Raw genomic sequence first — 7,071 nt, 5'->3', positions numbered from 1 at the left:
CCACCCGGTCGCCATGGCGCCGGACGAATTAAAACAGTACAGGGAGCCGTTGCACTCGTGTAGGCCCGTCACCATGGCACCGCCCGCATCGGGCTCGAGCCAGTACCAGGCGCCGCGGAGGTACAACCATCCGGTATATGCCTTACCGTCAGAGTTTGCGTAATACCAGGTATTATCTTTTAACTGCCAATAATAAAGAGAAACATCTACATACGCATAATTCATATCAACATTGCCGTTGATGCCAGAGACTGTTCCGTTGCTCTTATACTGCCAAATACTGTAATTACCGGTGTAGTCACACTTTGAATTATATTGAGCGATCCAATGGTCCCAAGAACCACTCTTAAATACAGGGTCGGTCAATATATTGTTAAACCAATTTAGGTTTGCATAAATGCCTGGCTTATATCCAGCAGCAGAAATTTTATTACAGAATGTCTGAGCTCTAGATGCAATTCCGGATTGACGACCATCTGCAATAATTTTGTTGTCCTCAAGATCGTAATACACCGGTAGCCTAGGATTGTGCCCGGATAGGCAGTCAATCACCATGGACGCCTCATCGGCTGCCTGCTGATTATCAAAAGCATATGAATAGATATAGACGCCGTAGGGAATTCCGAGTCGTTCGCACTCAGAAATATTTCGATTAAATTGATAGTCAACTCGACCGCCGAAGGACGGAGCGCCAAACCCAACACGCAGAATAGCGAAATCGATGCCAGAAGCTTTAACTGCGTCCCAATCAATACGCCCTTGGTACTCGCTGACGTCAATGCCCTGAGCTGTAACCCCATCGGGAAGAGCGCCCATAGACAATAAGGCTATTCCGTCTTCTTCGGAAGAAGCATCATCTGAAACTAATTGTCCATCCTCATAACGCCAAGAATTCTCAACTAAGGATTGCGTAGCTTCCGCATTCAACGGTAACGCAAACACAAAAATGGAAGCAAGGACCATCAGCATCATTAATGACGGAAAATACTTAAAATGTTTGTTCATGTAGACCTCATCATTCGCCTGTATTCTGTCTAGCTTACAGCATAGCTATGAAAGTTATCCGAGTATCCAACGGGATAGGATGTCGTCTTAGACGAATAATGTTGTACGCCAAGCAGCAATGCAAACAAGTGCTTATTAGCAAAGTTGGTACTCGAAGTATATTTCCCCCACCCTTGGGTCAACAAAGTTTGGCACCGAAGCAGCTTTCAAACCAAATGCCACACAAGAAGGGGGGGGCTCGAAGAAGCCCCCCTTCTTGCTTAGAGTTCTAGCGAATCAAGATTACTTTCGATGGGCCCAAAGCGGTCAAACCGGAGATGCGATTTCCATAGCCATCGCTATGCCAGAACAAATTTTCGCTCGGCGAATTGCCCCAGAAAAAGCCAATATGGCTATCGTCCGCATAAGGGTTGTAAGGATTGAAGAATACAATGTCCCCCTTACGAGCCAGACCACTACGTAACAACTCATCAATAGAGTTGAAATAAGTCACGTTCGCGCACGTATCGATAGCGTAGCCGTACCATCGATACGCGTTAACGCAGCCGCCCCTTCCGGGACCTCCACTCCAAGGGGAATGACTCTGCTCGGCGGCAATGGGAGCTAAATTACCGCCCGCTTTCATATATGCATGCGATACAAATCCACCGCAGTTCATGCCCGTATAACCATCCCAACGAGGATCCCCCTTTGGATACATGCATGTTTCCTGGCTAACGCGTGTATCGTACCGTGTTCCACAGTAATAGCCATCGTTTTCGTGGCCCATAAGCCAAGTTACCAGGCTGGATCTTTTTACGCCCAAAACAGACCCTGACATGTTCAGCCAAGCGCCATTTGAACTGAAGTAGTAGTCGACGCCACCGATTTTAAGCCACCCGTTAGCAAACATTGCACCTGAAGATTGAAGCCAGTACCACGTGCCGCGGTCATTGAGCCATCCAGTCTTCATCTTGTACGTGGAAGGATCCATCCAATACCACGCACCGTTAACATATTGCCAACCAGACTTAAGGACACCATTGGAAGATGCGTAGTACCAAGTATTGCCGCTCTCGTCAGAAGCGTCTTTCGACATAATCCAACCAGATGCTACATTGACGGCGCCGTTTGCATCCGCATAGAAAACTGCGTCTCCAATATGAATCACACCTGGCAATGAAGACGAGCCGACACGATCGGCGACTACGGGAGACCCATCAGATGAAGTAGGCAACGGCTCGCTCAGTGCTCCAGACGAATTCGCCCACGACACACCGTCACTCAAGTTGATCCAACATGAAGAGGCCATCGCACCGGAATCAAAAGAATAATAGCGCGTGTTGTCTACCGTATATTCACCAGTACGCATTGCGCCGGACACCTCATCAAGGTAATACCAAGAGCTTCCGGACTTTATCCATCGACCTTGTTGAATAGCTCCACTTGGCGCAGCGAAATACCAAGTACCATCATCAATTACCCAGCCAGTTGCCATAGCACCTGAGCTTGTGAGGAAATAGGTAGACGAACCCACTTGCGCAAAGCCGGTGAGCATAATGTGGCTTCCTGGGTCCAGATAATACCAAGAATTCCCCAGAAGCAACCAGCCTCCATGCAGCAAGCCGTTGGAGTCAGCGTAATACCAATTGTTGTCAACAAGTGCCCACTGTGAGGAAATCATGGCCCCTGAACCGTTAAAGATATAAGGGGTGCCGTTGCATTCATTCAACCCAGTGGCCATAGAGCCATCTGCAGGATCAAGCCAGTACCAACGGCCCCCATCCGAGAGCCAGCCCTTTACCAGTGAGCCAGAGCCGGAGAAATAATGCCAGACAGAAGCGTCGAGATGCCATCCGACCAGCATTGCGCCAGAAGAAGAGAATCCGTAGGTGGCTCCGCCAACCTGAAGCATTGCATCATGGGCCATCTTACCCTCGTCGTCTAGCCAATACCAGTTGCCGCCGTCCGAGAGCCAGCCTTTTGCCATAGCTCCAGAGTCGGAGAAATAACGCCAAGCAGAGTTAGAGTCCGTAGAATCCAGATACCAGCCGACACGCATTGCGCCCGAAGAGGAGAATCCATACGTCGTCCCCCCAATCTGAGCCAATCCGTCCTGAGCCATTCGGCCTTCGTCGTCGAACCAGTACCAGTTACCGTTTATATGTCTCCAAGAAGAAACTGCGAATGTTCCGTCAGACAAGCCCCAACGCCAAAAACCAGCCCCTTCTTCGGGCGATATCCATCCTTGATGCCAAGTTATTTGGTCCGAAGCCTCAGGAGAAGCCCCTTTATCTACCTGAGCGTTTGCCTCAACTATTGAAGTCGACTCATCCTGAACACCAGCATTTGAGACACTTGAGTCGACATAGGTCCCAACCAGAGCGGATGATGAGCCGTCAACAGATCTACTAGTATCAAAGCCAAACGACGGCAAGGGCGAACCCAACAGGAACCCCAAAGAAGCAAGGCCCAAAACGGCCAGTACCCCAAATGAGCATTTCTTCATAACAGCACGGAATCCAATCAAACAGCGGCCCCACCGCCTTAGGGCAACGGGGCCTCAATCAAACTAGTTCAGCAATGTACTAACCAATTTGCTGGCAGTTTTTGCACTCTCGTGAAGCGCCACGCCTCTGGGCCTCCTGAATAGAGATCTGTGAATAGCCCCTTGCATCCTTGCCTACAGTGCGGCACTTATGCGTATGGTAGACCTCGCTACCGTTCTTATACCAAACTAGACTGTAGCCCGGAATCCACTTACCGTCCTCGCCGACATAATAGGAGCCGACCCAGGCATCGTGCACCATAGCGCCGGAACCACTGAAGTAATACCAGGCGCCGTCGATCTGACGCCAGCCGGTGGCCATCGCACCGGAGTTGTCGAACCAGTACCAAGAGCCACCCAGGCTGCGCCAGCCGTTAGCAACCATGGCGCCCGAGCCGTCGAGATAGAACCACGCACCGCCGATGTTGAGCCAGCCAGTGGCCATCGCGCCGGAGGCGTTGGCGTAGTACCAAGAGTCACCCACCTGGAACCAGCCGGTAGCCATCGCGCCGGAGTCGCTGAACCAGTACCAAGAGTCGCCCAGGCTGCGCCAGCCGTTAGCAACCATGGCGCCCGAGCCGTCGAGATAGAACCACGTACCGCCGATGTTGAGCCAGCCAGTGGCCATCGCGCCGGAGGCGTTGGCGTAGTACCAGGTGCCCGAATCGTTGATCCAGCCAGTTAGCATGACACCGTACTCATTGAAATAGTACCAAGTTCCACCGATATTATGCCAACCGGTCAACAGCTCGCCGCTGGAAGTCGCATAGAGCCACTTTCCATAGATGGAGTCATAAATCCAGCCACTATGCTGCATGCGGCCATCAGCATTGGCGCCAGGGGTGTTCAGGAAGTAGTTTTTGCCGTCAATCTGAACTCGGCCGTATGCCATATCGTGGTTTTCGGGATAGAAGTAGTACCAATCCCCGCCGATAAGCTGCCAGTTCGACACCGCGGTCCCGTCAGCGCCAAAATAGTACCAAACGGCTTCGCAATCGTTATACCACTGGTTCGTGACCATGGAGCCAGTCTCGGGATCAAAATAGCGAAGGCTGCCGTCCTCGCACCGAACGAGTCCGGTCTGCATTAATCCATCTTTGTCAAAATAGTATGTACCTGCGGGACGTGATGTAACTACAGAAGAATCGGTCCTCGAGGCGCTCTGATCAATAGAGTTTAGGCCTACTAGAAAATCTCTGTGAGCAGTCCCCCCGGCATTGTACTCGACGCTATACCGCGTAAGAGGGCCAAACATCTGCTCATTTTTAGTGCCGTTCCAACCGTCATATTCCCAGTAAGAAATCGGACGGCCGTCGGAGCACCTTTCCGTAATCGGTCCACCGCCTCCGCCACCGCCAGCAATATCAGCAAATGAGGGCGCCGGGGCAACCGTCATGCAGACAGCGGCAAATACAGCAACTCCCAGCACTGTTAGTCCGTGCCATCTTTCTCGAAGGTTTTTCATACGACATCCTTTCTCCGAGATTTAAGGCTCTCTTAAGTCATTCTCAGACTATCAATTTAGTTTTTCAACAGGAAATCGATAAAAGGTATCTTTGTGACTGCAATTTAATGAGAGCCGCCACGTCCTTGCCGTTCCGCGCATTGCCAACAGCAACGTCTTATGGCGCAAACCGGCAATCCCTTTCGGCGTAAATCCTTTAAGCACGCGGCAAGCGGAAGAATCGTATAAGGCGGTTTTCTGCTGGCTGTCAGCCGCGGTATCCTCATGGAAACCTAATTGTCGCCGGAATTAAAGTCCCCGGTGTAGACTCACCTTATCTCCCCGGTGCGGGCTCGATATCCTCTCGGATATCTAATCGTCTTGGACTTTTACCTGCCCAAGCACAGTACAGCTTTTACGTGCCGCCACACGGAGCAAGGCTCAAAAAGTATTATCTAGAACGCAGACTTTTAAAGCAACTCAGGTACAAGACAATCGATCTAAACACTTCCGATAAAACACGCCATGGGCATTAATCACATACACAACAGGCCAATAATGCCCGTCTCGTATGCTGCGATATAATCAATTTCACCGAACACCAAACCAGCGACCCGAAGGGACCAACGTGTTAACAATTCACTATGGTGATATGGAAAACGTTATTTACAATACGTCGGTTTACTTCGATAACGTATATTCGCCCCAGTGGTTTCAAGACGCCTTTGCTCAAAGGATCATTAAATCAATCGATAAGGGCACCGTGGTAGCCCCCAATGCAATCGACACTAAAATCCTCGGCATCATCCCTCCTGAGAAGCTCTCGAGCGGTACCAAAACACTGCTGCTTATGTACTTCATGCCGCAAAACGTATATAACGCCTCAAACTGTGGTGACAATTGCGCTTATTGGATTCTGCGAATCGCCGCGCAAAAGGACTTAACAATCAATCTCTACCATATATTGGATTTTGGAAACGGTAAATTTACGGTGACCGTTGCCAACACGGGCGACGTGGTCCACACGATGTTTGACCTTGTTCCCATAGCTGGAAAATGCCTAAGGGAGAACTCCTGATGCGCGGATCATACAAGGTAGTTATTCAGAACAACCGCGTTCAGTTTAAACTGACCATCAATAGAAACTTGACCATCATTCAAGGCAACAGCGCCACGGGCAAAACGACGTTGCTCGATATGGTGGCTGCTCACGAAGAATTAGGGCCACAAAGCGGCGTAACAGTAAGTTGCAAAGTTCCCTGTAAGACAATAGCTGGAAAGAATTGGCGCAGAGACCTCCAAGAGATTTCCAGCAGCATTGTTTTTATTGATGAGGGTAATACTTTTGTTCGATCAAGAGAATTTGCCCATGAAGCAAAACGTAGCTCAAACTACTACGTAATCGTCGCCAGAGAGTCACTGCGCCAACTGCCCTATAGCGTTGATGAAGTCTACGGTCTTAAGAACACCAACCGAACCACAACGAAGTATCCCGTTTACTCTCGTGTCTACACTTCTACATATCGTATTTACGGTGATACTGAATTTAAAGGCGAGAGGCCCGAGCTTGTCATCGTCGAGGACACAAATTCGGGCTACGAATTCTTCAGTTTGCTATGCAAAAAGAGCAGTATTAGGTGCATCAGCGCGGGTGGAAAATCAAATATCTGCAATTGCATTACGGACGCACCAGAAAACGATATCCTCGTGATTGCCGACGGCGCCGCCTTTGGACCAGAAATTGCAGAAGCAACTGCACTACAGCGCCGAAAGAACATCAAGCTATTCCTGCCGGAATCGTTCGAATGGCTCGTGTTGAAGTCGGGATTATTCAACAGCAAACACATTAAGGAGATACTACTTAATCCCGCTGAACATATCGAAAGCTTAGAGTTTTTTAGCTGGGAGAAATTCTTTACTGCGGAACTCGTCGAATGCTCACGAGGCACACGTTTTCGATATGACAAGAGCCGCTTGAACGAGGAGTATTTGAACCCCACCGCCCTTGCGACTCTTGAGGATACTTTGCCGAATCTTGGCATCACTTCGCGCTAAAGCGAGAAGTACTCGTTCTCGGCAGATAGATTTGGCCCGA

5 protein-coding genes are annotated in these 7,071 nt (G+C 49.9%); 2 read left to right on the top strand and 3 right to left on the bottom strand.

The genetic code is table 11. The features are described 5' to 3' along the window. From I1M21_RS02250 to I1M21_RS02240, 3 genes are all read right to left on the bottom strand, one after another. Positions 1 to 1,005 (bottom strand): glycoside hydrolase family 25 protein (locus I1M21_RS02250; RefSeq protein WP_267471372.1); only part of this gene is annotated, 1,005 nt, incomplete at its 3' end. A 268-nt stretch (positions 1,006 to 1,273) separates the two neighbouring features. Then, positions 1,274 to 3,514, bottom strand: coding sequence for an N-acetylmuramoyl-L-alanine amidase family protein (locus tag I1M21_RS02245; RefSeq protein ID WP_195192256.1), 2,241 nt, complete (start codon positions 3,512 to 3,514; stop codon positions 1,274 to 1,276). Positions 3,515 to 3,572: 58 nt separating this feature from the next. Then, positions 3,573 to 4,787, bottom strand: coding sequence for a hypothetical protein (locus I1M21_RS02240; RefSeq protein ID WP_267471377.1), 1,215 nt, complete (start codon positions 4,785 to 4,787; stop codon positions 3,573 to 3,575). 817 nt (positions 4,788 to 5,604) lie between these two features. On the opposite strand from I1M21_RS02240, the gene I1M21_RS02235 reads away from it, so the two are divergent. Continuing rightward, entirely contained in the window at positions 5,605 to 6,054 is a 450-nt protein-coding gene (locus tag I1M21_RS02235) for a DUF4869 domain-containing protein (protein WP_271762379.1), read from the top strand. Continuing rightward, positions 6,054 to 7,031 (top strand): translation initiation factor 2, encoded by a 978-nt coding sequence (locus I1M21_RS02230; protein ID WP_195192254.1) that lies wholly within the window; start codon positions 6,054 to 6,056, stop codon positions 7,029 to 7,031. The genes I1M21_RS02235 and I1M21_RS02230 overlap by 1 nt, the downstream gene beginning before the upstream one ends. Positions 7,032 to 7,071: the final 40 nt, after the last annotated feature.

It is taken from the genome of Collinsella aerofaciens, from assembly GCF_015546965.1.
Lineage (GTDB): Bacteria > Actinomycetota > Coriobacteriia > Coriobacteriales > Coriobacteriaceae > Collinsella > Collinsella aerofaciens_X.
The sequence above is the reverse complement of the archived record's forward strand: the minus strand, read 5'-3'. Positions and strand labels throughout refer to the sequence as shown.

Excerpts from the sequence above, each read along its gene's own strand:
- I1M21_RS02240 (WP_267471377.1), bottom strand. The coding sequence starts at position 4,787 with ATGTTTGGCCCTCTTACGCGGTATAGCGTCGAGTACAATGCCGGGGGG.
- I1M21_RS02230 (WP_195192254.1), top strand. The coding sequence starts at position 6,054 with ATGCGCGGATCATACAAGGTAGTTATTCAGAACAACCGCGTTCAGTTT.